The 23,801-nt window shown below is 65.1% G+C and carries 21 protein-coding genes; 8 read left to right on the top strand and 13 right to left on the bottom strand.

All coding sequences use genetic code 11. From position 1 onward, the window contains the following. Positions 1–242: 242 nt before the first annotated feature. Positions 243–980: a class I SAM-dependent methyltransferase gene (locus ACWA1U_RS16290; protein ID WP_463723185.1), complete on the bottom strand. Its 738-nt coding sequence runs from the start codon at positions 978–980 to the stop codon at positions 243–245. 112 nt (positions 981–1,092) lie between these two features. On the opposite strand from ACWA1U_RS16290, the gene ACWA1U_RS16285 reads away from it, so the two are divergent. After that, positions 1,093–5,022 carry a Pls/PosA family non-ribosomal peptide synthetase gene (locus ACWA1U_RS16285; protein WP_463725073.1) on the top strand — a complete coding sequence of 1,310 codons (3,930 nt, stop codon included), beginning with the start codon at positions 1,093–1,095 and terminating at the stop codon, positions 5,020–5,022. Continuing rightward, positions 5,019–6,401 carry a M1 family metallopeptidase gene (locus ACWA1U_RS16280; RefSeq protein ID WP_463723184.1) on the top strand — a complete coding sequence of 461 codons (1,383 nt, stop codon included), beginning with the start codon at positions 5,019–5,021 and terminating at the stop codon, positions 6,399–6,401. The genes ACWA1U_RS16285 and ACWA1U_RS16280 overlap by 4 nt, the downstream gene beginning before the upstream one ends. On the opposite strand, the gene ACWA1U_RS16275 is transcribed toward ACWA1U_RS16280, so the two are convergent. The 7 genes from ACWA1U_RS16275 to ACWA1U_RS16245 all read right to left on the bottom strand — a co-directional run bounded on the left by ACWA1U_RS16275 (position 6,291) and on the right by ACWA1U_RS16245 (position 14,438). Further along, positions 6,291–7,124 (bottom strand): 4'-phosphopantetheinyl transferase family protein, encoded by an 834-nt coding sequence (locus ACWA1U_RS16275; protein WP_463723183.1) that lies wholly within the window; start codon positions 7,122–7,124, stop codon positions 6,291–6,293. The genes ACWA1U_RS16280 and ACWA1U_RS16275 overlap by 111 nt on opposite strands. Then, on the bottom strand, positions 7,121–7,531 hold the full coding sequence (locus ACWA1U_RS16270; protein WP_463723182.1) for a GntR family transcriptional regulator: 411 nt from the start codon (positions 7,529–7,531) through the stop codon (positions 7,121–7,123). Before ACWA1U_RS16270 ends, ACWA1U_RS16275 begins: the two co-directional genes overlap by 4 nt. Next, a complete protein-coding gene (locus ACWA1U_RS16265) occupies positions 7,528–9,168 on the bottom strand; it encodes a hypothetical protein (protein ID WP_463723181.1) in 1,641 nt (546 codons plus the stop codon). The genes ACWA1U_RS16270 and ACWA1U_RS16265 overlap by 4 nt, the downstream gene beginning before the upstream one ends. 71 nt (positions 9,169–9,239) lie before the next feature. Next, positions 9,240–10,205 carry an NUDIX hydrolase gene (locus ACWA1U_RS16260; protein ID WP_463725072.1) on the bottom strand — a complete coding sequence of 322 codons (966 nt, stop codon included), beginning with the start codon at positions 10,203–10,205 and terminating at the stop codon, positions 9,240–9,242. Further along, positions 10,205–12,430 carry an RNA degradosome polyphosphate kinase gene (locus tag ACWA1U_RS16255; RefSeq protein ID WP_463723180.1) on the bottom strand — a complete coding sequence of 742 codons (2,226 nt, stop codon included), beginning with the start codon at positions 12,428–12,430 and terminating at the stop codon, positions 10,205–10,207. Before ACWA1U_RS16255 ends, ACWA1U_RS16260 begins: the two co-directional genes overlap by 1 nt. Before the next feature lie 64 nt (positions 12,431–12,494). Further along, positions 12,495–13,481 carry a mycothiol synthase gene (gene mshD, locus ACWA1U_RS16250; RefSeq protein ID WP_463723179.1) on the bottom strand — a complete coding sequence of 329 codons (987 nt, stop codon included), beginning with the start codon at positions 13,479–13,481 and terminating at the stop codon, positions 12,495–12,497. A gap of 252 nt (positions 13,482–13,733) precedes the next feature. Next, complete coding sequence (locus ACWA1U_RS16245; RefSeq protein ID WP_463723178.1) at positions 13,734–14,438, bottom strand: winged helix-turn-helix transcriptional regulator; 705 nt, start codon at positions 14,436–14,438, stop codon at positions 13,734–13,736. Positions 14,439–14,712: 274 nt separating this feature from the next. Here ACWA1U_RS16245 and ACWA1U_RS16240 point away from each other — a divergent pair, with 274 nt between their 5' ends. The 4 genes from ACWA1U_RS16240 (at position 14,713) to ACWA1U_RS16225 (ending at position 17,761) form a co-directional block, all read left to right on the top strand. Next, complete coding sequence (locus ACWA1U_RS16240; protein ID WP_463723177.1) at positions 14,713–15,450, top strand: hypothetical protein; 738 nt, start codon at positions 14,713–14,715, stop codon at positions 15,448–15,450. 170 nt (positions 15,451–15,620) lie between these two features. Then, positions 15,621–16,220: a nitrobindin family protein gene (locus ACWA1U_RS16235; RefSeq protein ID WP_463723176.1), complete on the top strand. Its 600-nt coding sequence runs from the start codon at positions 15,621–15,623 to the stop codon at positions 16,218–16,220. A gap of 57 nt (positions 16,221–16,277) precedes the next feature. After that, entirely contained in the window at positions 16,278–17,363 is a 1,086-nt protein-coding gene (gene ygfZ, locus ACWA1U_RS16230; RefSeq protein ID WP_463723175.1) for a CAF17-like 4Fe-4S cluster assembly/insertion protein YgfZ, read from the top strand. Further along, positions 17,360–17,761 carry an ankyrin repeat domain-containing protein gene (locus ACWA1U_RS16225; RefSeq protein ID WP_463723174.1) on the top strand — a complete coding sequence of 134 codons (402 nt, stop codon included), beginning with the start codon at positions 17,360–17,362 and terminating at the stop codon, positions 17,759–17,761. The genes ygfZ and ACWA1U_RS16225 overlap by 4 nt, the downstream gene beginning before the upstream one ends. Here ACWA1U_RS16225 and ACWA1U_RS16220 read toward each other — a convergent pair. From ACWA1U_RS16220 to ACWA1U_RS16200, 5 genes are all read right to left on the bottom strand, one after another. Continuing rightward, entirely contained in the window at positions 17,754–18,467 is a 714-nt protein-coding gene (locus ACWA1U_RS16220) for a GNAT family N-acetyltransferase (protein ID WP_463723173.1), read from the bottom strand. The two genes, ACWA1U_RS16225 and ACWA1U_RS16220, sit on opposite strands and share 8 nt — an antisense overlap. A gap of 25 nt (positions 18,468–18,492) precedes the next feature. Then, complete coding sequence (locus tag ACWA1U_RS16215; protein WP_463723172.1) at positions 18,493–19,518, bottom strand: 6-phosphofructokinase; 1,026 nt, start codon at positions 19,516–19,518, stop codon at positions 18,493–18,495. A gap of 174 nt (positions 19,519–19,692) precedes the next feature. Next, positions 19,693–19,941: a PspC domain-containing protein gene (locus ACWA1U_RS16210; protein WP_463723171.1), complete on the bottom strand. Its 249-nt coding sequence runs from the start codon at positions 19,939–19,941 to the stop codon at positions 19,693–19,695. Between the two features lie 86 nt (positions 19,942–20,027). Further along, positions 20,028–20,288, bottom strand: a complete 261-nt coding sequence (locus tag ACWA1U_RS16205; protein WP_463723170.1) for a hypothetical protein — start codon at positions 20,286–20,288, stop codon at positions 20,028–20,030. After that, entirely contained in the window at positions 20,285–21,742 is a 1,458-nt protein-coding gene (locus tag ACWA1U_RS16200) for a PspC domain-containing protein (RefSeq protein ID WP_463723169.1), read from the bottom strand. Before ACWA1U_RS16200 ends, ACWA1U_RS16205 begins: the two co-directional genes overlap by 4 nt. Before the next feature lie 125 nt (positions 21,743–21,867). On the opposite strand from ACWA1U_RS16200, the gene ACWA1U_RS16195 reads away from it, so the two are divergent. Continuing rightward, on the top strand, positions 21,868–23,127 hold the full coding sequence (locus tag ACWA1U_RS16195) for an ATP-binding protein (protein WP_463723168.1): 1,260 nt from the start codon (positions 21,868–21,870) through the stop codon (positions 23,125–23,127). After that, positions 23,105–23,770: a LuxR C-terminal-related transcriptional regulator gene (locus ACWA1U_RS16190; protein ID WP_463723167.1), complete on the top strand. Its 666-nt coding sequence runs from the start codon at positions 23,105–23,107 to the stop codon at positions 23,768–23,770. The genes ACWA1U_RS16195 and ACWA1U_RS16190 overlap by 23 nt, the downstream gene beginning before the upstream one ends. The last annotated feature ends 31 nt before the right edge of the window (positions 23,771–23,801 follow it).

Genomic DNA, 23,801 nt, shown 5'->3' with positions numbered 1-23,801 from the left:
CGTCCTCATGGAAGTCGAGAGTCCATACAAAGCGGCAACACGGAACCGTCCAAGAGCCCCCGCGCACCTAGCCGCATAGATCGTTCAAAGCGCGCACCGAACCAACCCGCCGTCAGCGAACTAGGACGATAAACACAAAGGGGCATTCGGCCTAGACGAAGCTAAGCTGCTGGCCGTGGACGGTGGGTGAATCGGCGCAAAGGGTGACTTGCCGGCGATCGCCTGGCTCCCGCCGAGGAAGGTCAAACGCACGCCACGAACAACCAACCGCGGGTCGGCGCATAGGGCAGGTCGCGAACCTCAACGTCCACGAAGCCCGCTTCGGCAAGAGAGCGCCGCATCGCGTCCTCAGTCCTGAAGCGGAGAGTGGACGTGGACTCGATGCGCTCGCCGTCGGAATGAAAAATTGTCGGCGAATCGAAGGTCACAAACTCCCCATCGACGGCGGTCACCTGCACCCAGTCCTCCACCGGGCCCTCGCCATCAACCTCCACTACCTGCCGGGACTGCTCCTTGGTCCAACGTTCCCAGGCACGGTCGGCCGGCTTCCGTGTCTCGAAAGCGATGTGACCGCCCTCGCGGAGGCAGGAGTGAATCGCGCGCAGGGTTGCCAGCCAATCGTCGTCGTCGAGAAAGACCTGCGCGACGTTCGCCGTCATGGTTGCCAGGTCGTAGCGCTTCTGCTGAGCGGGATCACCGGCTACATCGGGCGCGGTGCCGACCATCAGTTCAGCCAAGGGGGAGTCCACCTTCGACAGTGCAACCTCCACAGACGCCGCCGCAGGATCGACACCCATGACCTCAACGCCGTCAGCCACCAGGCGAGCCGCCAGAGTCCCTGTTCCGCAGCCGACGTCGAGCACTGACCTGGCGTTGAATTCGTCTACCAGATTGACGTAGGTGTCGAGGTCACTTCGATCCGGATCCAAGGGGTCGTAAACGCGGGCAACGCGGGGGTTCGAAAAGATCACATCAGGCATCCGGCAACACTATGCGTGCGCTGATGGAACCTACAAGGACACCGCATGCTCAGGCGATAGCGTTGGACACCTGCAGTTCACTTCGCTTCGAGAGAATTCACGCGTGACCCTTATCCCTCCCAACAGCGCCGCCGGTGCAACTTCTGCTCCGCACCACGCGCAGCTTCCGGCATCGGACCGCGCGCCGCTGCCCCGAACCCTCCTCGACATCTTCCGGTCCACGGCCGAAGCGCACCCGGACACGTCCGCGCTCGACGACGGCAGCACGGCTCTGAGCTATGCCGAACTGGTGGAGCGGGCGGACGAATTCGCGCAAACCCTGCGCGCAGCCGGCGTCCGCCGGGGGGACAAAGTTGGCGTGCGGATTCCTTCAGGCACCAACGAGCTCTACATCGCGATTCTCGGAACGCTCACCGCCGGAGCAGCCTACGTTCCCGTGGACGCCGATGACCCGGAGGAGAGGGCCCGAGTTGTCTTCGCTGAGTCGCGCGCCGTTGTCGTCGTTGGCGAGGGACTTACGGTCACCCGTACGGACGGCACCCGCGCAAATAAAGTGCACGACGGCGAGGGACAGGAAGCAACGCCCGACGACGACGCCTGGGTCATCTTCACCTCCGGCTCCACCGGCACGCCCAAGGGCGTTGCCGTCACCCACCGCTCGGCGGCGGCGTTCGTTGACGCCGAGGCACGGATCTTCCTGCAGGATGACCCGATCGGCCCGGCTGACCGGGTGTTGGCCGGATTGTCGGTTGCCTTCGACGCGTCCTGCGAGGAAATGTGGTTGGCGTGGCGGCACGGTGCGTGCCTGGTTCCTGCGCCGCGCGCGCTGGTGCGCACCGGCGTCGACCTTGGTCCGTGGCTGATCGCGCGGGGCATCACCGTCGTGTCGACAGTGCCCACCCTCGCGGCCCTGTGGCCGGTGGACTCCCTTGAGAACGTGCGGCTCCTGATTTTCGGCGGGGAAGCGTGCCCGCCCGAACTTGCACAGCGCCTCGCCGTCCACGACCGCGAAGTCTGGAACACCTACGGGCCAACCGAGGCAACCGTCGTCGCCTGCGCGGCTCGCCTCGGCGGCGATGGGCCGGTCCGTATCGGCTTGCCGCTGGACGGCTGGGACCTCGCCGTCGTCGACGCCGCCGGCGTCCCGGTGCCGGAAGGAGCAACGGGGGAACTGATCATCGGGGGAGTGGGACTGGCCCGCTACCTTGATCCGGCGAAGGACGCCGAGAAATATGCGCCGATGCCCTCCCTCGGGTGGGATAGGGCATACCGGTCCGGTGACCTCGTGCGGCTTGAGGCGGCAGGGCTGATTTTCGCCGGACGGGCGGATGACCAGGTCAAGCTGGGCGGACGGCGGATCGAGCTTGGCGAGGTGGATTCGGCGCTCCGGGCGCTTCCCGGCATCGCCGGTGCCGCGGCCGCCGTTCAGTCCACACCATCGGGTAACCAGCTGCTGGTGGGCTATCTGGTCCCGGCCGCGGGGGTGCCCGACTTGCCGCAGCTCAGGGCGTTGCTCGCTGACCAGTTGCCCGCCGCCTTGGTGCCGCTGCTGACCGTCACCGATTCGCTCCCCACCAAAACCAGCGGAAAAGTGGACCGCACTGCCTTGCCATGGCCGATCACAGGCGTCGGCGAGCCGGGCGTCCCACAGGATCTCGAGCCACGGATTCAGTGGATCGCCGACCAATGGGCAGCAGTCCTCGGAACCGTGCCGGCTGATGAAGACGCTGATTTCTTCCTGCACGGCGGCGGATCGTTGGCCGCCGCGCGGCTCGTTTCCCTGATCCGCGTGCGCTACCCGGTCATCACCGTCGCAGACATTTACGCCCATCCCCGGCTCGGTGCGCTGGCCGCTTTCGCCGCAAGCACGGGCGACGGGGGCGAGCAGCCGGACGTGCCGCCACGAACCGTCCGCCGGACGGCACGAAAGTCGCAGGTCTTCCAGACCCTGATGGGCGTGCCGCTCCAGTTCCTCGCCGGGATGCGGTGGCTCACCTACGCCATGATCACCAGCAATGTCCTCGCTGGTTTGGCTGTCCTCGAATCTGCGCCGACCGTGTCCTGGTGGTGGGTGGCGCTGTCCTGGCTCATTTTTGTCAGTCCGTTCGGGCGGATGGGACTGTCCGTTCTCGCCGCACGGATTCTTCTCGGCGCTGTCGAGCCCGGCGTCTATCCGCGTTCCGGGAAGGTCCACCTTCGTCTGTGGCTCGCCGAGCAGATCTCGGACAGCGTGGGTGCCGTCAGCCTGGCGAGCGCACCCTGGGTGCCCTTTTACGCGCGGGCACTGGGCGCGAAGATAGGGCCCGACGTCGACCTTCACTCGCTCCCGCCGGTCACCGGCCTGCTGAAGCTTGGAAACGGCGCCTCCATCGAACCGGAAGTAGATCTATCCGGTTGGTGGATTGACGGGGACCACGTCCACATCGGCGCCATCAGTGTGGGCGCTGGAGCAGTGGTCGGAGCCCGCAGCACGTTGATGCCCGGTACCCGGATAGGGTCCGAGGCTGAAATAGCGCCGGGATCCGCCGTGGAGGGAACGGTCAAGGCCGGCCAGCTCTTCAGTGGCTCGCCGGCGGTGCGGACCGGCAGGTCGAAGCAGGACTGGCCGGCAGTGCCAGCCGCCCGCTCAGCGTTGAAGTCGCGGGCATCGTTCCTTGCCTTCGCTGCAGCGTCCGGTGCGCTCGCGCTGATCCCGTATGGTGCCGCCGTCGTCGCCTCGCTGCCCATCGTCGTCGCACTCCAGGGAGCGGATTCCCTGTCCTCGGAGTGGCTCTCGTTGGTTGGGCCGGTGGTGCTTTCGGCCATTCTGTGGCTCCTGACGAACGCAATCCTGATGCTGATGACCGTCCGGTTGCTCGGCATCGGATTGAAGGAAGGCCACTACCCGGTACGCAGCCGGATCGGCTGGCAGGTGTGGGCCACCGAGCGCACCCTCGATATGGCGCGTGATCTTCTCTTCCCGCTCTACGCCAGCCTGTTCACCCCGACATGGTTGCGCCTGCTGGGGGCACGGGTGGGCAAGAACGTGGAAGCCTCCACCGTCCTGTTGATACCGAAGATGACCACTATCGGTGAGGGCGCGTTCCTCGCCGACGACACAATGGTCGCCTCCTATGAACTCGGCGGAGGGTACGTCCGCATTGCACCCGCGAAGATCGGGCGGCGGGCGTTCCTCGGAAATTCGGGCATGACGTCGGCAGGCCGCCGCGTACCCAAGAACTCACTCGTAGCTGTGCTCTCTGCGACTCCGGCGAAGGCCAAAGCCGGAAGTTCGTGGCTCGGGAGCCCGCCGTCGCGCCTTCGGCGCATGGCCGTCGCTGGTGACCAAAGCCGGACCTTTCAGCCTTCCCGGCAGCTCAAAACGGCGCGCGCCTTCTGGGAGCTGTGCCGGCTGGTGCCTATCATCCTCACCGTTGCGATCGCCGTCGCGGCGCTGGCGATTTTCGACGCACTGGCGCTCGCGGGCGGTTACGCGGTAGCGGCCCTGTTGAGCGGCGTCGTCATCATGGTGCTCGGCGCTGTTGCGGCGGGCAGCGCCGTGGCGGCGAAGTGGACGCTCGTCGGCCGGATTGAAGTGGGGGAGCACCCACTGTGGAGTTCCTTCATTTGGCGCAACGAGGTGGTGGATACCTTCATTGAGAGCGTCAGCGCACCCTGGTTTGCGCGGGCAGCAAGCGGCACTCCCGCGCTGGTCTGGTGGCTCCGCGCGCTGGGCTCGAAGATCGGGCACGGCGTGTGGTGTGAGAGCTACTGGCTCCCGGAAGCGGACCTTGTGACCCTCGGTGACGGGTCCACTGTCAACCGCGGCTGCGTGGTGCAGACCCACCTCTTCCATGACAGGATCATGAGCATGGACACCGTAGAGCTCGCCGCAGGAGCGACCCTCGGACCGCATAGCGTCATCCTCCCCGCGGCGGATATTGCAGCCGGCGGGACCGTTGGTCCGGCGTCGCTGGTGATGCGTGGAGAGACCGTTCCGGCCGGAGCCTACTGGATGGGGAATCCCGTAAGTTCCTGGGCCGGCCCGGGAGCGCGCGAGTGAGCAGCAGTTCAGCGCTCGCTTCAACAGACCCGTACACCCCCACACACGGCAGCTCAGCGTTTCGGGTAACCCACTACGACCTCTCACTCGACTACAGGCTGGCCAGCAACAGGCTGGCGGGCCGTGCCGTGCTGACGGTGACGGCTCAACCCGGCCTGCAGCAGATCGAACTGGACCTGCGCGGCCTCCGCGCTACCAAAGTCACCTCTGACACTGTGCGTGTCCGCGGTTTCAGGGAGCGCATCGGGAAGCTTGTTGTGAGCTTCCGCGAGGAGATTCCCGCGAACACCGAGTTCAGCCTCGACATCAGGTATGAAGGTAATCCGTCACCAATCCGCGGCACCTGGGGTGAGGTTGGGTGGGAGGAGCTTACCGACGGCGTCCTCGTCGCGGGCCAGCCGACGGGCGCGCCGTCGTGGTTCCCATGCAATGACCAGCCGTCCCAGAAGGCCACCTACGCGTTCACCGTGACCACCGATGCCGGATACCGTGCCATCTGCAACGGCCTCCTTGTTTCCAGGACCGTGAAATCCAGCCGGAGCGTCTGGGTCTATCAGCAGGCCGAGCCCATGGCCACTTACCTTGCGACCGTTCAGATTGGCCGCTATGACCTGCTGCCGTTGAACGCCTCCGCCCAAGCCGCTGCGCTCGCGGCGGCGGCTCCGCAAGGGAAACCGCAGGTCGCGCGGGCACCGGGCATACCCGTACCGCAATACGCCGCTGTCCCTCCCGCTCTAGCTCCGGCCGCCCGCGCGGCCCTGGCCCGGCAGCACGAGATGGTCGCCACGTTCGAGGAGCTCTTCGGTCCGTACCCGTTTCAGCAGTACCTGGTGGTGGTCGCCGATGATGTGCTTGAGATCCCCCTTGAGGCGCAGACGCTCTCGATCATCGGGCGCAACCACCTTCACCAGGGCTGGGAGGCGCAGCGCCTGATCGCCCACGAACTCGCACATCAATGGTTCGGGAATTCGGTGACCGCGAGCAGTTGGCAGGACATCTGGCTGCACGAGGGTTTCGCCTGCTACGCGGAGTGGATCTGGTCCGAGGCCAGCGGTTCGACGACGGCCGACGGCCACGCGCGCACCGCCCACCAGAGGCTTTCACGTGAGCCGCAGGACATCCTCATCGGTAACCCCGGCGGACCGGACATGTTCGATGACCGCGTCTACAAACGCGGCGCCCTCACCCTGCACGCCCTGCGGAAGACACTGGGCGACAGCGCATTCTTCGACGTCCTGCAGACCTGGACGGCCAGCTTCCGTTTTGGATCAGCCACGACTGCCGGTTTCATTGCCCTCGCGTCCAGCAGGCTCCCCGGCGCCGACATTGAAGTCCTGCTGACCCGCTGGCTGTACACCGAGGCGCTGCCTGCTCTCTAGTTCCTCGCTCCCCGGACGCACCACGGCTACGGCTGCCGCGAACCCAGCGGGAACGACGACGGCGCCGGCCTTGAGCACGTCTCCGACCCGGTGGTCCCGGAGCACGTTCAGCGTTGCTGGGTCTTGTGTCAGGCCTGAGCCGAGGGTCTTGAGGAGCGCTTCCTTCCGCACCCAGAGGCGCGCGCGGGCGGCCAGGCGCTGCTCCGGTGGCAGACTCTGCACGGCGGCGCGTTCCTCCTCAGCAAGCGCGACGCCATCGAACCCCTCGAAGTCCGCGGCAAGCACGTTTTCGAGGTCCACCCCGATCCGGGTCCCATTGGACTGCTGCAGCGCGGCGACCAGCACGTTGCCAGCGGCGCGAGAGAGGCTCAGCGCGACGGACAACTGCGAGCCGTTGAGTGTGTAACCCGGCCTCCCATGGTCGCGGGAGCCTGTCGCCGGAGTGCATTCCGGGCAGTCGTAGGTCGTTTCGAGAAGGGCAGGTTCAGCTCCGGTCAGCTCGGCGGCCAGCAGCCGCAGCAGGTACCGGCCGGTGATGAACTGCACACGAAGCCGCGCCTCGGGTGAGCGTGCAGCGCGGGCGCGTTCGACGTCGTCGAGCGTTGTCAGCATTCGGTCAGTATCAGGAAGCGCCGCTACGTCATCGGGTCCGTACAGTCGCAGGACGAGTCCAGCAACGTCCTGGGCGGTATCAGCCGGTCGGATCCAGATTTCATTGCTCACCGCGTCGAGTCCATCGGGCGCGTGTCAGAGCCGAGGTGCGACCTCACGAGGCTTATAAGCGTTTGATTGTCGAGCCCGGCCCTGCGTGCACTTTGAACCAAGTGCACGACGGCGGCGCTCACCTCGGGCGGTGTACCCGCCGCAGGGCCGGTCTCACCGGAGCCGGTTCCAATGACCACCGTTCCATTTCGGCGGCGGCTCTCAATGAGCCCGGCTGCTTCAAGCTCTTTGTAAGCGCGCGCTACTGTGCCGGGCGCTACGCCGAGGTCGGAGGCGAGCCCGCGCACGGTCGGCAATCTGGTCCCGGTGTCCAACGCCCCGACTGTAATGAGGGAAGCTATTTGCGAGCGGATCTGGTCATAGGGGGGAATCGCCGAGGTCACGTCGACGGTGATCTGCGCGCTCATGGGTAGAACGAATTCGTGTTGTTCTTGAATGAATCTCTACCGGGGGATCCGGCGGAGTCAGCGTCTGCATCGGCCGGGGCGCGCGCCGGTCCAGGAATGAGGACGGTAACGATTGCCACCGCCATTACTGCGGCCTGTACGACGGCGATCATCGGGTGAGTGCCCATCGAGGGCGGGCGGTACTCGCCGAACATGAGAGTCCATGATGCAGACTCGCTGACGAGTAGGTAGGCAGCAACGAAAAGCATGGCGGAGGCGCAGCTCCGGAAGATCCGGTGAAGGGTCACAGCCCGTAGGAGCCGATCCTGCACAGCGTCCACGCCACTCAAACGCGGGCGGGAGAGCGCGCCGCTGATTCCCCGGGCGGCAAGGACGCACAGCAGGATCATGGAGCCCAGCACCCATAGCACTTCAGGAAGTCCGCGGGTTGTAGCGATATTCAGTGCGATCACGCAGTACAGGACAGTCGCAACGGAAACCGCGAGCGCTATACGAAGCCAGAGCGGAACCAGGCCCCGAATTGGCGTCCGCTTGCGGGGCCCGGCCGAGTGGTTGCGCGTAATTATGTGCTCTACGCCGATTTGGAGGAACAGGTATGCACCGAAACCTAGGGTCAGGAGCGCAAGGGGAATTGCGACAGCCTCTGTAGCCCACAGCGACAGCACAAGGGGGACTCCGGGCAGGATCAGCAGCCCGTACCCGATGCGGCCGGCGGCGTTACTGAGCCTCAGAACGCGAGCGTAGGAACCTGCTGCTGCCAACGATACGGTGACGGTCTCCTCGGTGCCCTCCCGGAGTTTCGGTGGTGCCCAAGCCACCACACCGACAAGGACAATGAGGGACACCCAGGAACTCGCTTGCCCCGCGAGTTCCCAGATCGCAGGCGTCCCCGTGTTGACGAACAGCTCATTTGGCATGCCGCTGGTTGCGAACCTGATGGCGCTGCTGATGATTCCGGCGAGTGCCAGCACCGCGGTGCGGAGCAGCCGGTTGAGGCTGATCTGGCGCACCACGGCGTCGTCATCCGGGGTGAGCGACGCGATTCGCCGCCGCCGTGTGATCACCAGGACTGCGGCAGCCACCCCGATAAGCAGCACCGCCAGCGCCGTCCCGGAAGCGACGGCGAACGGGTTCCCCTCCGATCGACCGGTGGACAGGACGTAACCGTTGATCTCGGAGCCTCGTTGTACGGCGGGAAGGTAGGCAGCTGCCAGGACGGCGGCTGAGGCAAGAAGCGCGAAGATCCCGGTAACGATCGTGAGTGCACGAGGCAGGAAGTCCGTTACCCTCCGGGCGGACACGTCAGCTACCCGGACGGCACCGCGTGGCCGCGGCCAGGTGAATTGGGCGAGGACGTAGATCCCACCGAGGCACAACATCGGAATTGCTGCGCGCACTGCGTATACAAGCAGCCGGTCCTCGGAGATGCTGTCCGAGGTGAAGCTCATGTTTGCGGGCGCACTACTGAAGGAGGCAGTGCTCGCAAAAAACGCGATCAGCGCCGTCCAGAATCCGTGACTTCTCGCCGCCCTGAGTGCGTCGAACTTGTCTGACGTCATGGTGGTCAACCGCAGGAAGCCGTACACGACGGCCGCGCCGATGCAGAAGCCGAGCAGTGTCGAAGTCAGATAGTCCATGCGTCCCCCAGGTCTGTATCTATGTACTAAGTATTTGATACAAACTGGATAAAAGCCAGAGGCCTCGCTCGTCAGTCGTCGTACGCCCGGAACTGCTCCACCGAAACGACCTGCCCCTGGTTCTTGGAACTCACATGGCAGATGATCGCTTCACCAGGCGCGAGGTAGGGGTCGGTGGTGGGAAGTGAGTCAGCCAGTTGCCGTGGCATGTGATTGCGGAGGACGTCGAGAATCAACGGCAGCACAGGCCGGTGACTGCAGACTGCCACCGGAACCCGCTTGTCGAAGAGCTTCTCCACGGCCGCCTTCGCCTTGTCCGGTTTGCGCGCCGCGTTGTGCTCCGTAATTGCGTCCACCAGTTTCAGCTTCGGATCCGCGCGCCGCACGTACGGCATGACCGTCTGCACGCACCGGTCCCACGGGCTGCTCTCAATGCGCTCCGGGCGCCAGGCCTGCAGTAGCCGGCTGACTGCAACCGCCTGGCGTTTACCCGACGCTGCAAGGGGACGTTCGCCCTCTGCCCGCGTCCAGGATGAGCGTGGTTTCGCCTTGGCGTGACGAACCACGATGAGCGGCCACGTTTCCAGATTGTCTTCCTCGGACGCTTCAAGGAGTGATTCGAGGGGCTCACGATCGGAAGGATTGGACAGCAATTTCATCGCGCGGCTGGGTGAACACCACGCGAAGTTGTCTACCTCCTTGCCGTCCGGCTGGATGGACATTCCCTCGGCGCGGGCTGCCCAATAGTGCACAACCTTCAGGCCGGAGTTGACCTGGTACTCGATCGAAGGCAACGGTATGCCGAGCCGGATCTCGATACCCACCTCTTCGCGGACCTCACGCACCGCGCATTCGGGGGTTGTCTCGTCGGGGTCGATCTTGCCTTTCGGCCAGGACCAGTCCTTATAGCGCGGCCGGTGAATCAAAAGCACTTCGAGCTTGCCCTGCTGCTTGCGCCAGCACAGGGCGCCGGCAGCGACGACGGCGACGGGTTGCGTGCTTTTGGTCGCTGTTGCTTGTGCCTCGGGTTGAACCATCACGGGCGCGCGGGACGCAGACGGCTGCGTGAACGGGACGCCAGGAGCCAGGACTGCACGTCACCCAGGAGAGTGCCGGCGTCGTCCTTGTGATGGCGCGTCCATTCGCCGTCCCTGCCAAGGTGCCAACTCGCTGTTCCCGGATCGAGGTAGCGATCCATGAGTGATACAAGGTACGCGATGTCCTCCGGAGCGGCGAGCTGCACCAGGGCCTCAACCCTCCGGTCCAGGTTCCGGTGCATCATGTCAGCTGAGCCGATGAACACAGCCGGATCACCGCCGTTGGCGAACAGGAACACGCGGGAATGCTCAAGGAACCGGCCGAGCACCGAGCGTACCGTGATGTTCTCGCTCAGCCCGGGAACGCCCGGCCGGATCGAGCAGATACCGCGCACAATCACATCGACGCGCACACCTGCCTGCGAAGCCCGGTACAGGGCATCAATGAGGGCCTCATCCACGATCGAATTGACCTTGATGATTACCCGCGCGTCCAGGCCCGCTTTGCAGTTCGCGATTTCCTGCTCGATGCGTTCAAGGAGTCCCGATCGCACTGACCGGGGAGCGACGAGCAGCCGCTTGAAAGTGGACTTCGGCGCATAACCCGACAGCTGGTTGAACAAGCGGGAGAGGTCCTCGCCGACCTGGTGGTTCGAGGTCAGCAGACCAAGGTCCTCGTAGTACCGGGCAGTGCGCGGATGGTAATTCCCGGTGCCGATGTGGCAGTAGCGGCGCAGCCCGTCAATCTCCTGCCGCACCACCAGTGAGAGCTTGCAGTGCGTCTTCAGCCCCACAATTCCGTACACCACATGAACACCGGCCTGCTCCAGCTTTCGGGCCCAGGAGATATTGGCCTGCTCGTCGAAGCGCGCCTTGATCTCGACAAGGGCCAGGACCTGCTTGCCGGCTTCCGCCGCGTCGATGAGAGCGTCCACGATTGGCGAGTCGCCGGAGGTGCGGTACAGGGTCTGTTTGATTGCCTGAACCTTGGGGTCCACGGCCGCCTGCTCCAGGAAGGCCTGCACCGACGTCGAGAACGAATCGTAAGGGTGGTGCAGCAGGATGTCCCGACGCCGCATGGCAGCGAAGACGTTCGCCGCCTTGGACGTTTCGCTCTCATTCAGATCCCGGCTCGTGTGCGCAACGTGCTTCGGGTAGTGCAGGTCACCGCGGTCGATGCCGGCAATTACGGTCAGGCCCCGTAGGTCCAGGGGTGCCGGGAGGTCGTAGACCTCGGACTCATCGACGCCCAGTTCGCGCGAGAGCAGCGCCCTGATGCTGGGATTGATGTCCGTTGTGACTTCGAGCCGGACCGGCGGTCCGAAGCGCCGCCGCAACAGTTCCTTCTCAAGCGCCTGAAGGAGGTTCTCGGCGTCGTCTTCTTCCACCTCCAGGTCCTCGTTGCGGGTGACGCGGAATGTGTGGTGCTCCAGCACTTCCATGCCGGGGAACAGCTGGTCAAGGTGGACGGCGATGACGTCCTCAAGCGGGATGAACCGCGCGGTGCGCCCGGCCACGTTACCGGCGCGGGGTCCGTCAACTGACACAAGCCGAGGCAGCTGGTCCGGGACCTTCACGCGGGCGAAGAGTTCCTTGTCGCTCACCGGATTACGGACGACGACGGCGAGGTTCAGCGAGAGCCCCGAGATGTAGGGGAAGGGGTGGGCCGGGTCCACCGCAAGCGGGGTGAGGATGGGAAAAACCTTCTCGGCGAACAGCTTGTGGAGGTCAGCGCGTGCCGCTTCGTCGAGTTCGTCCCACGTGGTGAGGTGGATGTTCTCCGCAGCAAGGTTGGACCGGATGTGGTCTGCGAAGATTGCCGCGTGCCGCCGCTGAAGGTCGAAGCCCTCCGTCATGATCGTCTCGAGCTGCTCGATCGGGCTCAGGCCGGCTGCCGATGGCACTGCGAGCCCGGTGGCAATCCGACGCTTCAGCCCGGCAACCCGGACCATGTAGAACTCGTCGAGGTTGGAAGCGAAGATCGAGAGGAAGTTGACCCGCTCGAGCAGGGCGAGTTCCGGGTCCTCGGCCAGGTCAAGTACCCGGGCGTTGAAGTCCAGCCAGCTGATCTCGCGGTCAAGGAAGCGGTCCGGCTTGATGTCGCCTTCGGGGACCAGGCTGGGCGCAAATTCCGGGATGTCGATGCGGTCCTGGGTTGCCCGGGCCGGAGCCACTTCCGAAGATCCGTACCGTGCCGGCAGGCGTGCTGCAGTTTCGGCTTTCATGGTGTCTCCTTCATGGTTCCTGAGGTGGCACAAGCCTGCCCGGGCAGGCAGGCTGTAGCCCTCCTCAAACCTTACAAGTTTCGCCACCACTCCTCGGCGCGTACATGACATCCACATCCCACCGGGTGAACCCGAGCTTGCGGTAGAGCGCCACCGCCGCCGTGTTGTCAGCGTCCACATAGAGCATGATCGCTTGCAGACCGAGGGAATGGAGGTGCTCGATGCCAGCGATAGTGAGCGCCTTGCCCAGTCCGATTCCTTGCGCTTCCGGGGTCACGCCGACCACATATACCTCACCGATTGCCGGATGTTTGCCGGTGCGCGGGTGCACTTTGGTCCAATGAAAACCAAGCAGCCGATCATCGGATTCCCTAACCGCCAGGATCAACCCGGCTGGATCAAACCAATCCTCCGCCATGCGGGCGGCCAGGTCGTCCATCGTGGTGGCCCCCTGCTCGGGATGGTGCGCAAAAGCGGCGGCGTTGGCCTCGAGCCAGGCCGCTTCGTCGCGGCCGGGCTGGAAGGTGCGCAGGGCCACCCCGTCCGGCATGACGACGTCGGGCACTGATTCTTTCAGCGCGGCCCGCGTCTGGCGCATGCGCCACAATTCCCTGACCGGCGCAAAGCCGGCTTTGCCTGCAAGCTCGACGGCGGCCGCATGGTTGCCGTGCGACCACGCACGGAGATCGGGAAGCTGGCGTTCCTGCAGTGCGCGCACGAGGCCGGAAGCCACTCCCTGGTTGCGGTAGGTGGGCCGGACCACCAGCTCGAGGACGCCGGGTTGGCCGGTTGCGCGGGCGAGGCTGACGACGGCGACGCCGGCGAGTCCGTCGTCGTTCGTTTCGCCGTCATTCGCGTAGGTCGCAAACACGAGCAGGCTGTCCGGATGCTGCTGCGCTGTCCTGAGATTGACCAGAGTCTGCTCGGATAGCGGGGGATTTCCGTCAGCGTCCTCGGCAGCCCGGGCGAGCCCGATGATGTCTTCGAGAACATCCTCCCGGGGCGTACCTTCGATCGAGAGGATGGGCCAGGTCGGTGTGGAAGCCGTCATCTGTTCAGCGTAGCGCCGGACGGTGGGATAACAAGGAGTCGACAGGTAGATTTACACGACGTCCCGGCCATGCGCGCGGGACGGTTTTGGCAGCCCCGCAACGGGTGATGTACGCTTTTTCGAGCGCTGAGAAGTGCTGCGAGGGGGATGCGCCAGTGGGGCGCCCTCGATACGTTCGACCCGTATGTCCTCCACAAAAAACGGTTCCCTTTCCGCACTGCGGGATGGGAACCGTTCTGTTAATCCCAGCAGTCAGGCTTTCTGGTTCACCGCGGAGTCCTCCGGCTGCCGCGTCAGCGTGAACCGGTAGCCAACGTTGCGCACAGTGCCGATCAGCTGTTCGTGATCCGGGCCGAGCTTCGCGCGTAGCCTCCGCACGTGCACGTCCACCGTCCTGGTGCCGCCGTAGTAGTCGTAGCCCCACACCTCGTGCAGCAGCTGATCACGGGTGAATACGCGGCCCGGGTGCTGCGCCAGGTACTTCAGCAGCTCAAATTCCTTGTAGGTGAGGTTCATCGGCTCGCCGCCGACGCGCGCTGTGTAGCTCGCCTCATCAATCACGACGCCGGACGCATGTATCTCGCTGGACACTTCCTCGGCCGCGCTGTTGGCCCGTGCGATCGCCAGACGGAGCCGGGCTTCGACTTCGGCGGGCCCGGCGGAGTCCAATACGACGTCGTCGGCGAGCCAGTTGGCGGCGACGGCGGCCATCCCGCCTTCGGTCAGCACGAGCATAAGCGGAGCGCTGAGTCCGGTTGCCCGAAGGAGTTGCGTGAGCGAACGGGCTCCCACGAGGTCTTTCCGCGCATCGATGATGACGACGTCGCACGGTTCAGTCTCGAGGAGGGCGGTGGGTTCTGCGGGGAGGATGTGCACCTTGTGGCTGAGAAGCTCAAGCGCGGGGAGGACCTCGACTGACGAGCCGGGACTATTGGTCAGCATCAGGATGTGCGGCATATGTCCTCCAGGGGATTGGGACGCGCATCATCGGGCGGGCTGCGTTGGTGGTTGCGGGACGAACTTAGAAATCGTGTTCGTTAAGCAAACCAGCCAGCGGGTTCCGTCCATTATAGCCGTGGTGACGCACCGCACTCCGTAACATCGCGGGAGCGGGCGAAAATCAACAGCCACGACCACGCTGAGCGCCACCGCCGCTTACTGCACCGATCGCACGTTCACACACCGATTTTCGCCCCGTGACGGCGGGTAAGGCAGTATTGCAGGGGTGAGGATGATGATGACGGCTCTGGTGGCGGCGGTAACGCTGGCCGTCCTGGTGGTCGCCTCTTTCGTCTCTTCGACACTGACCGCCGCCGTCGTCGGGGTCCTGATCCTTATTGCTTCTTTCGGCTGGCCGCACGTACTCGGAGTGCCCGCACGCAAGAGCCAGGCAACCGCAATCGCCCTCAGTGCGTTGGCGGCCTCCGCTGCTGCGTACACGGCTCCGGTTGGCACAGCGCTTGGATGGTTGCCTGGTGCAGTAGCCCTCGGGGTGGGCGCGATCTTCATGATCCAGCTCATCCGCGGAACCGGCCAAAGCCACCGGCTCGAATCAGTGCTTGGCGCCAGCGCAGGTCTCCTCATGATTGCCCTTGGCGCCGGGTGGATCGCTGCCGAGGGGCTGGCAGTCAACGCGGGAACCTCCGGAGTCACACTCGTCACGGGCATCAGTGTCATGGTCGCCATCCTCACCGCGATGCTTCCGTGGCCTGACCGCATTGTCGGGCCCCTCGGCGTCGTACTCGCTGCCCTCGCCGGCCCTCTTTGCGCGTTGATTTTCACTGAAGTCGAGAGCCTGGCCGCCGGCATCATCGGCGCGGTTTGCGGTGCGGTGATCATGGCCGCGCGTCGCCTCACGATCAGCCGGACCGAGCCGTTGAACACGGTCTCCATCCTGTCCGTCGGGATCGCGCCGATTCTCGCCATCGGAGCCATTGTCTACTTCCTCGACAGGCTCCTGCTCAGCTGACATATGGGCCCAGGGACCAGTCCCGTGGCGTTACGATGGAACCATGTCACTTCTTGCGCTGGAAATTTTCTTCATCACGCTGCTGGTCATCGCGGGCCTGGGAATGGCCGGTTTCGCGGCGCTCGTCATCACGCGCCTTTACAAGGGCCAGAAGTAGCACCCGCTGATCCATGTCCTTTGAGATCCCCACTGATCTGACGCCTGAGCTCGTCCCTCTCTCCTGGCTGCTGGGCACCTGGGAGGGTTCCGGAAGGCTCGGCGAGGGCGCCGCTGACTCCGAGCACTTCCACCAGCGGGTCTCCTTCAGCCAGCACGGCCTGCCGTACGTGCAGTACACGGCGGAGAGTTGGCTCACGGATGAAAAGGGCACCATGCTCCGCCCGCTCTCGGTGGAGACCGGCTTCTGGGCCCTGGACCGCAAACTGAACGACGCCGACGTCGGCCCCGGGCTTTCGCCGGCCGACATTGTGCCTGCGCTGAAGAGCGCCGACGAGGTTGAGCAGTTCCGGAACGAGGACGGCGGCTTCGACATCACCGCAACAATCGTGCACCCGGGCGGCATCGCCGAGCTCTACTACGGCAGCATCAAGGGACCGCAGATCCAGCTCACCACGGACCTCGTGATGCGCGGGCAGCACTCCAAGGATTACACCGCCGCAACCAGGCTCTTCGGTCTTGTGAATGGTGACCTCTTCTGGCGGTGGGACATCGCTGCGGACGGCAGCTCGCTCGAGCCGCATGCCTCCGCCATCCTGAAGAAAACCGCCTGACCGGCGGGCTACCACTGAAGGCGGAATAGCGCCGCCCTGAAGGGACGTTCCATCAGCATGAGCTATTCGAGTTCGCTCCTTTCCCTGCCCGGCGCCGTTGTGGCCGGATCCCCAGATGCGGGGGTCGCCGCCCACTATGGTGACCCGCTTCGTGAGCAGCGTTCGCTTGCGCGGGGGGAGTCTGTCGTCGATCTTTCACATCGAGGCGTAGTCACCGTCTCTGGCCCGGACCGTCTCACCTGGCTCAACACCATTTCCTCCCAGCTGCTGCTCAACCTGCAGCCGGGAGAGTCCACCGAAACCCTCCTCCTGACAGTGCAGGGCCGTATCGAATTCAGCCCACGCGTGGTCGACGACGGCGAAACCACCTGGTTGTTGACCGAAAGTTGGGAAGCTGCACCGCTCGCGGAATGGCTTCAACGGATGAAGTTCATGCTCCGCGTCGAGGTGACTGACGCTTCCGCCCAATGGGCCGCGGTCGGCTCAGTTCAACCGGTCGAGCAGTTCGCCGAATGCCTGTCGTGGAAGGATCCGTGGCCCGAAGTCGCTACCGGCGGCTACGCCTACAGCGTGGTCGAACCCGCTGCCCACCCGGGGCATGAGCGGCCGTGGATCGAATACCTGGTCCCGCGCGCAGACTTGTTTGGTGCCATCGCAGGGCTCCCGCTCGCGGGCATCATGGCAGCGGAAGCGCTTCGCATCGCAGCCTGGAGGCCACGCCTCGGAGTCGAAACGGACGAACGCACCATCCCCCACGAACTGGACCTGCTGCGCACCGCCGTCCACCTCGCCAAGGGCTGCTACAAGGGCCAGGAAACCGTCGCCCGCGTGCATAACCTTGGCCACCCGCCGCGCCGCCTCGTGTTCCTCCAGCTCGACGGCAGCCAGCACACCCTGCCCGCGGCGGGAAGCGCCGTCGTCGTCGGGGAACGGAACGTCGGCACGCTCACTTCCGTGGCTCAGCACTATGAGATGGGGGCTGTCGGCCTTGCGGTGATCAAGCGCAGCGTGGATCCCGACTCCCCGGTTGAGGTAGTGGACGCGGATGAGCGTTATGCCGCCGCGCAAGAATTGATTGTGGCTACCGACGCCGGCCAGGTTGTTGGACGAGCCACCGGATTTTTGAAGGGCGGACGCTCATGACTGCGGACCAACCCACTGACGGGGCAGCGGACCAGGCCATTGCGCTGGCACACCGCCTCATGGACGCAGCCCGCGAGGGAGACGGTACTACCCTGCGCAGGTACCTTGACGCCGGGGTTCCGGCCACCATGACCAACGCTGCCGGCGACAGCCTCCTCATGCTGGCCGCCTACAACGGACACGCTGAGCTGGTCGCGGATCTGCTGACGCGGGGCGCGGACCCCCAGTCCGCGAACGACCGCGGGCAGACACCCCTCGCGGGAGCCGTCTTCAAGGGCTACCCCGACGTCGTGCGCGTTCTCCTTGACGCAGGCGCGGATCCAGACGCGGGGACACCCTCGGCACGCGACGCCGCCCGGATGTTCGGCAAACCCGACATCCTCGAACTGCTCAGCTAGAGGGCTGCACCACCACTGACGTCTGGGTGCCGGCCAGGACGAACCCCGTGCTCAGCGCAGTGCGCTTCGATGCCGTGTTGTCGCTGCGGGCCCGCCACTGCGGGATCAGGCCCGTGGCCATTGCTTCCTCCACAGCGACGGACACCGCGTACTGGGCGCGCCCGTGCTGACGCTTCTCCGGCGCGGTAAGCGCACCCATGTGGGCGAGGATCCCGGACCACACCTCGTATCCCGCGCCGGCAAGCGGAACCGGAGGATCCTGCGTGTCATCCATGAGGATGCAGTTGTGTTCCATGTCGCTGAGCCCCACCTCTGCGACGTCGTCGGGCGGGCACAGCCGTTCGAGCGCGACGGCGTCACTGGGGTCGCTGCTCACCAGCGGGCCATCATCGGGGAACACGGGCAGCGTGTCGCAGAAGTACAGGACTGCCTCACCGAGCGCCCTGCCGCCATGCGGCCGGCTGAGCGCGAGGAGGGTGGAGTGACGGGCAAGTTCGACGCCGGTGAGACCCTGCGCTGCCTCGATGGCCCAGGACGGACCAACGAGCGCTTCCTTGCCGAAAAGCGAGACGAATGTGAGCTTGGAACCGCCGTCGTCCTCGCGGTAGATACGCCCGCCTCCGGTGGCCATGGCGCCGTCGTCGAACCCTAAAAGGCGCGACCACGCAAGCTGGATGATCGAAACAGTACCGGGTTCCAGATTCATATCGGCTTTCGTTAGCGGACTGGCTCTAGCCGAAGAGGATTGCTGCCTCGTCGTAGCGGTGCTGCGGAACGCGCTTGAGGTTGCCCAGCGCGGCTTCGAAGCCGACCCGCGCAATCTCGGTGCCGTTGAGGGACACCATGGTTCCCCACAGCCCGTCCACCACGGAGTCGACGGCGGCCATACCCAGCCGCGTGGCGAGCACCCGGTCGAAGGCAGAGGGGACGCCGCCGCGCTGGATGTGGCCGAGGATTGTGGAGCGGGTTTCGATGCCGGTGCGGGCCTCGATCTCGGGCGCCAGTTGATCGGCGATTCCACCGAGCCGGGGCCGGCCGAACGTGTCGATGCCGCGTTCGGAATGTGCCTGTTCGAGGTGTGCGGGAACAAAGCCCTCAGCCACCACAACCAGGGGAGCGCGTCCACGGTCGCGGGCATCGGTGACCCATTCGCAGACCTGCTCGATGGAGGTCTGCTGCTCGGGGATGAGGATCGCGTGGGCCCCCGAGGCCATACCCGCGTGCAGAGCGATCCAACCAACGTGCCGGCCCATGACCTCCGCGACCATGCAGCGGCTGTGGGATTCGCCCGTGGTGCGCAGGCGGTCGATGGCTTCGGTCGCGATCTGGACAGCAGTGTCGAATCCGAAAGTGTAATCGGTGGCATCAAGGTCATTGTCGACGGTCTTGGGAACACCGACGATCTTGAGGCCGGCATCGGTCAGGCGCTTGGCCGCGGCGAGGGTGCCTTCTCCGCCGATGGCGATCATCGCGTCGATCCCCAGGCTGTCCAGCGTTTCCTTGATGGCTTCCGGGCCGCCGTTGCCGTCGAACGGATTGGTGCGGGAGGTGCCCAGGATGGTGCCGCCCTGCTTGGAGATACCTCGGACTGCGTGGCGCGGCAGGTCGATGATGGCACCCTCCACAACACCCCGCCACCCGTCACGGAAGCCGACAAACTCGAGGTCGTGGGACTTGATGCCGTTGAGGACAGCGCCGCGGATGACCGCATTGAGGCCTGGGCAATCGCCGCCGCTGGTGAGGATGCCGATTTTCATACAGGGGTGTTCCAATCAAGAGTTGACGGATGACTTGGTCAGGCGCCTCCTCGAGCCTCCTATGATTCTAGACACATCCGTTACAGCAGGCCCGAAGATGAGCGCCCTGTGACAGAGGACGTGTCCACCGGTCGGTGGACACGTCCTCTCAGGCTTGGAAGTTCGGCTCAGCAGTTAGAGCGCCCGGTTGCTAACCATCTTCTCCAGCGCGATGGTCCCGTCGGTCTTGGGCAGCAGAAGCCACAGCACCAGGTACAGCGGAAGGCCGATGAAGGGGAGCAGGAAGCTCAGCAGGATGCCGATCCTGACGAGGCCGGCAGACCAACCGAACTTCTGGGCGATTCCGGAAGCGATGCCACCGAACCAGCCGCCTGGAGCGCGCTTGATGGGTGAGGAGCGAAGGGCGTTGAAGAAGGATTCCATGGGACCATGCTTTCTTATTGGGGCGTGGATGTCACTGTTGAATGTCCGCTGTTGAATGTCATTGTTGGTTCTCACTGATTGCAGCATCAGTCAGTCCGCTGCCCGTTGCGGCGGGTCATGGACAGGACGCCGCCAATCACCAGCGCAAGTCCGGTCCCGATCAGGAGGGCCATCACCACGACGACGGGATTCAGCGTGATGTCCGCGAGTTCGCCGATGAGGATCAGTGCGCCAATAACTATGGTGACCACACCCCAGATGATGGTTCCGGGCCGGACCGGGGCCCCGGCGTCGTCGGCTTCGGTGGAGCTCCTGGCTCCGCCGCTTGCTGGGTGGAGGGTACTCATCGTTCCTGCCCGCCTTCGGTGTCTTCGAGTGCTGATTCGTTGGTCGAGACCGTGATGTGGCTGACTACGCCACGCACGTCGAGGATGATGCTTGGTCCGTCTGCGTCCTCGTTGAGATACATGGTCCCGGGCTGCCAGATACCGCCGATCGACTGTGAGTCGATCGGGGTCACCGTGTCGGTGGAGCTGAGCGCAACCATCGAGCGAACCTCGACCGGTACGTCCTCCGGGATCAGGATGCCTACATTGCCGGCAGCGGCGTTGACCGGGATACGGAGGTCCTCAGTGAGCGCGTCAAGTTCCGTGAGGTCTATCCGGCCCTGCCCGGCGACTACGGTGTAACCGTCATCGGCGGGTGCTCCGGCCGAGCTTGACCAGTGCCCCTGCGAGGCCACCACCCAGTGTCCGGTCGTCGGCGAAGCACTGGCAATCAGGCTCGCAACGATGCCTACGGAGGCCAGGAAACCGAGCACTCCCGAGCTGCGTCCACGCAGTCCCAGCAGCACGACGCCGATACCGAGTACGACGACGCCCGTCGCCAGCGCGACGGTAACCACGCTGTCTCCCAGCCGCAGCACCTGAAGGTAATCGAGCGCGAGGACCAGCCCTGCGAGGAGGACTGCGCCTCCAAGGAAGACAGCGACGTCGGCTCCGGACGGCCGTGGCGTTGGCGGCTTCGGCGGGCTCTTCACCACGGGCGGGCGAGGTTGGGGGCGGGTCTGGGAAAAGGAGGGTGGCATTGCGTGTGGCATGGCTGCAGTGGCGGGACTGTTCCGCTGTTCCCACGCGAGCGGGACGGTGTGCGCCATGGTGGAAGCTCCGGGTCCGGCAGTGTCCGCAGGGGCACTCGTGGCAGCGCCGGCCTGAGTGGTATGCGGAATCTGAGTCCCGGGAGTCCCAATGTCAGGTGAGCCAGCAGCAGGGTTGCCCGCGCCGGCCTTGTTCCGGTTCGCCGAATTCGAGATCCAGTACACGATGAACACTGCAACACCGATCCAGAACAGGCTCCAGATGAAGCCCCCGAAGCCGCCGGTGTCACCGAAGAACGGCACGTTGGGCCGCCACAGTCCAAGGATGGTGACGCTGAGCGCGCCGGTCATTCCGGAAGTCCAGCTGCCCCGCCCGGCGGATTCCGCGTGGATGCGTCCGTCCGGCTCGGGGAGCAGTGCCCAGGCGAGCCCGTAGGCCAGCAGACCGATACCTCCGAAGATCGCGAGTACAACGAAAATTCCCCGCACCAGGATGGGGTCGAGGCCCGTCCGCGCAGCGATTCCGGTGGCAACTCCGCCGATCCAGCGGTCCTGCCCGCGTACCAGGTTTAGGCCGCGGATCCACCCGAAGAACCCGGGCGAGGGCCGGGAAGCCTCGGGCGGAACCGGTGCGGGGTCCCTAGTGGGGTTTGTTGCTCCGGCCGGTTCTCCCGGGGTTGATTGAGGGTCATCATGCGAGTTCATACCTTCATCTTGGTTCCCCCTGCTTAGGTCTTGCCATCGGGGCCCACCCTGAACAACCCCTGACTGGTACCCGGATTACCCTGATACTGGGGTTCATCGGGCCCTGAGCGTGTTTGGATTGTGGCATGAGACCTCCGCTCCTGCGCTCCGATAACGCCGTGATAGCCGGCGTTTGCGCGGGACTGGCCGCGCACCTCGGTGTTTCGGTGCGGGCTGCCCGGATCGGCATGGCGGCACTGACCCTTGTGGGCGGTTCCGGGCTCGTTCTGTACGGCTGGCTGTGGCTGCTGGTACCGACCACTGAGGAACGACGGCGGACGCAGACCACCGCAGGCCAGCCGGCAGGGCTTCGGCTGGGTACGCCGGCGCTCGCAGGAACTGAACCGGAACCAGATGGTACTGTCCGCGCCGCTGGGCGCCGGGAGGTGATCATCGGCGTCGGGCTTCTGGTGGTGGCAGCAGCCTTCGTCGCCCAACAGCTTGGCGTGAACATCCAATGGGGATGGCTGGTGCCCGTCGCAGCCGTGGCGCTCGGGGCTGTCCTCGCCTGGTCGCAAATTGATGAGGCCCGCCGTGCACGGCTGATGGACCACGCCGGGGCCACCCGCGCCGAAGGCGTTGCCCGGCTGGCGGCCGGGTTGCTTTTGGTGATGGTCGGTGTGCTCATCCTCGTCTCGGGTTCCCTGTCCTGGGAGTTCAGCTGGCCGGTATTGCTGGCAACCGGGGCGGTGCTCGGTGGTGTTGGGCTGGTGCTCGCGCCGTGGGGCGTGAAGTTCTGGCGCGATCTTGAAGCTGAACGCGCAGGCCGTATCCGTGAAACCGAACGTGCTGAGATCGCTGCCCACCTTCATGATTCCGTTCTGCAGACCCTCGCGCTCATCCAGAACCGGGCGGGGTCGGAGCAGGACGTCGTTCGGCTTGCGCGGGCGCAGGAACGCGAACTGCGGCGTTGGTTGTACGCGGATGCCGACGAGCGGACGGGAAACCTGGCCGACAGTATCAAGGCGGTTGCGGCCGAGGTGGAGGAAGCCTACGGGCCTCCTGTGGACGTCGTCTCCGTGGGCGATACGCCTATGACCCAGCGCCAGGAAGCACTGGTGCAGGCCACACGGGAAGCGGTGCTGAACGCAGCCAAGCACGCGGGCGGCGCCGTTTCGGTCTACCTCGAGGCCGGCCAGGGAACAACGCAGGTGTTTGTGCGGGATCGTGGAGAGGGCTTTGACCTGGATTCGGTTCCGGAAGACCGGCTCGGTATCCGCGAATCGGTCATCAACCGGATGCAAAGGCACGGCGGCGGAGCGCGTATCCGCAGTTCGATGACGGGCACCGAAGTGCACTTGACTATGCCGGAAGGCGAACCAGATGGAACCAGAACCAATGACTGACCCGGTGAGTGTCGTCGTCGTCGATGATCACGCGATCTTCCGGTCCGGCCTGAAGGCTGACCTCGACGGACGGGTGCGCGTGGTCGCCGAGGCCGCAACGGTGGAGGAAGCCATTGCCGTGATCCGTGAACACCGGCCGCAGGTGGTGCTGCTCGATGTGCATCTGCCCGGCGGGCGCGGCGGCGGTGGAGCAGAAGTCATCGCAGGCTGCGGGGAGGTCCGTGACACCACGCAGTTCCTTGCGCTCAGCGTCTCCGATTCAGCCGAGGATGTGGTGACCGTCATCCGTGCCGGCGCAAGAGGATACGTCACCAAAACCATCTCGGGAGCCGACATCTCGAGCGCCGTTCTCAGGGTCGCTTCGGGGGATGCGGTGTTCTCGCCGAGGCTCGCGGGCTTTGTGCTCGATGCCTTCGGCACAGCGGCCGTTGCGGCCGTGGACAGCGAGCTGGACAGGCTCTCGGCACGCGAACTCGAGGTGATGCGGCTGATCGCCCGCGGGTACTCCTACAAGGAGGTGGCGAAGGAGTTGTTCATCTCCATCAAGACGGTTGAAACGCATGTCTCGGCCGTGCTGCGGAAACTACAGCTTTCCTCACGCCACGAGCTGACGCGCTGGGCTGCCGAGCGCCGTCTGCTCTAGGTGGCGCTGGCCCAGCGTAGGTTTAGAGACT

The sequence above is a fragment of the Arthrobacter sp. TRD_SC_6 genome (genome assembly GCF_055361185.1).
This window is presented reverse-complemented; position numbering and strand designations above follow the sequence as displayed.